2 protein-coding genes and 1 pseudogene are annotated in these 2,538 nt (G+C 66.2%); 1 reads left to right on the forward strand and 2 read right to left on the reverse strand.

The genetic code is table 11. The features are described 5' to 3' along the window. Both B2284_RS07155 and B2284_RS07160 read right to left on the reverse strand, forming a co-directional pair. Positions 1-473: pseudogene (locus B2284_RS07155) on the reverse strand (polysaccharide biosynthesis protein); the annotation flags it as partial. A 4-nt stretch (positions 474-477) separates the two neighbouring features. Next, a complete protein-coding gene (locus B2284_RS07160) occupies positions 478-1,896 on the reverse strand; it encodes a tyrosine-protein kinase domain-containing protein (protein WP_136788745.1) in 1,419 nt (472 codons plus the stop codon). 421 nt (positions 1,897-2,317) lie between these two features. Here B2284_RS07160 and B2284_RS07165 point away from each other — a divergent pair. Beyond that, positions 2,318-2,538: isocitrate/isopropylmalate family dehydrogenase (locus B2284_RS07165; RefSeq protein WP_286697328.1), on the forward strand; the 221-nt coding region annotated here is incomplete at its 3' end.

A 2,538-nucleotide genomic window follows, 5' to 3' on the forward strand; every position in this document is an offset into this window, starting at 1 on the left:
CCGAAGACGATGGCCTGCACGTCCTGCTCACGCGAGACACGCCGGCCCCAGCGCCACGAGCGCACGAGGAAACGCAGCGTGAACATGCCGAGCAGCGCGAAAATCGGCGCCGTGAACGGCATGCTGCGCGGCACGTGCGGCACCCCGAAAGCCAGACGCAGCACGGCGAGGACGAGCCCCATCGCCACCACCGCTTTGGCGATGTCGGCGGTCTCCTCGAACGAGCCGCGCAGGTGCCCGATGCGATAGGGGCCGAGGACGAAACCGATGACGGCGTACAACCCGACCGCGAGCAACGCGAACGTGGCGATCTCGACGGACGCCGAATCGGAGATGTCGAGGTCGAAGCGCACCCATGCCGCGGCGTAGGCGGCGCACAGGACGAGCACCAGGTCGGTCGCGAACCAGCCGTAACGAACGGCGCGATCACGTTCCCTCAGAGGCAGTCGGGTTGATCCCCCCGGCGCAGACATCGCCTCAGTTGCCCTTTCGCGAGCGACGGCTCGTCAGGGTGCGGCCCTTGTCGTTGTCGTCGGCGGCGGTGGAGGGGGAGTAGTCGTAGCGGTAGTCGTAGTAGTTGCCGCGCGGGCCCCGCTCGACACGGTTGAGCACGACACCGAGCACCTTCGCGTCGACGGCGTCGAGGTGGTCGAGCGCGTCGAGGAAGTGGTCGCGCTTGACGATTCCGGCGCCTGCGATGACCAGCGTGCCGTCCGTGACGCGTGAGAGGACGGCGGCGTCGGTGACGGGCAGCAGCGGCGGCGCGTCGATGATGACGTAGTCGAAACGGCCGCGCAGATCCTCGAGCATCGCGCGCATCGACTCACTGCCGAGCAGCTCGCTCGGGTTCGGCGGTGTCGCACCGGAGCCGAGCACCATGAGACGACGCTCGCCGTAGCGCTGTACGACGTCACGCACGGCGACACGGCCGATGAGAACGTCGGTGAGGCCGACGCCACCCTCGAGGCCCATGTAGCTGAGCAGGCGCGGGCGGCGCAGGTCACCTTCGATGAGGCAGACGCTGGCACCCGACTCGGCGAGCGTGAGAGCGAGGTTCGCCGTCGTCGTCGTCTTGCCCTCACCGGGCAGCGACGAGGTGACGGTGATGACGCGCGGGTGCTCCGTCGCGTCGACGAACTGCAGGTTGGTGCGCAGCGAGCGGAACGCCTCCGCGCGCGTCGAGTGCGTGTCGTCGACGACGATGAGCGGGTGGGCGCTCGCGTCCTTGTCGAACGGCACGGCGCCGAGGACGGTGACGCCGTCAGCGGCCTCGAGCACGTCGTCCTTCGTGCGCAGCTTCGTGTCGAGACGCTCACGCAGCAGCGCGAGAGCGGTGCCGGCGAGCAGGCCGAGCAGACCGGCGAGGACGAGGTTCGTCGGCCAGCTGGGGCCGACCTTCGTGCTCGTGGTCGCCTCCTGCACGAGCGTCACCTTGACGGGGCTCGGCTTGTCCTTCGAGACGCTCTCGAGCTCGTCGACGGCCTTGGGGAACTGCTCGCCGAGCGCCTGCGCGATGGCGTGCGCGCGCTTCGGGCTCGTGTCGACGACGCTCGTGTCGATGATGACGGTGTCCGGCGCCGCCTTGGCCGTCACCTTGGGTTCGATCGCCGCCGCGCCGCCGGGCATCTTGACCTCGTCGGCGACGGGCTGGAGCACCTTCGGCGTCTTCATGAGTTGCGTGTAGCTCTTGACGCGATCCTGAGTGAACGTGTTGCCCTGCGCTAGTTGTGAACTGTCCGACGCGTCTGCAGTGGAGACGAAGAAGCGCACCGTCGAGCTGTACGTCTTGTGCGTGAAGAGAGTGAGGAGCACGGCGAGGGAGAGTGCGATGAGCACGCAGCCGGCAATGATGCGCCAGCGCTTCATGATGGCGCGCATGTACGACTGAAGATCCACCCAGTGCCTCCTGATGTGTTCGCGCACTGCGCGCGAGTGTCATTGAGACCTTAGGACTGGCTGTGACCCGCACCAAAGTCTGTATCTAGGACAACTGACCTGATTCATTGACGTGGTCGTGTCGCTAATTCGACCTCACCCCTGAGTGTGCTTGTCGCGAGTTGCGTGGGGTTCCAAGGGTTTTCGCAGCGTCTGCCAAGCATTTGGCTATGTCGGGCGAGCGGGTATGGGTGTGAGTGCGACGGGCTACCCGCAAGTATGGTGATGAAGGTCACATCATGACGCTGTTGTGCGTCGCCTCCCGGCAGGTGGGAGGCGCTGCGCGCGCCAGGATGACGTTGCGGGGAGCCGGTGGGATGGCGATAGCCTGAGGCCAGCGAACATTCGTCGCACCAACTGATCGAAGGAGCCAGCACAGGCCATGGAGAAGATCAAGGTCAAGAACCCCATCGTCGAGCTCGACGGTGACGAGATGACGCGCATCATCTGGCAGTTCATCAAGGACCGCCTGATCCACCCGTACCTCGACGTCGACCTCAAGTACTACGACCTCGGCATCGAGAACCGTGACGCGACGGACGACCAGGTCACCGTCGACGCGGCGAACGCGATCAAGGAGTACGGCGTCGGCGTCAAGTGCGC

The sequence above is a fragment of the Dermacoccus sp. UBA1591 genome, assembly GCF_002322065.1.
GTDB lineage: Bacteria > Actinomycetota > Actinomycetes > Actinomycetales > Dermatophilaceae > Dermacoccus > Dermacoccus nishinomiyaensis.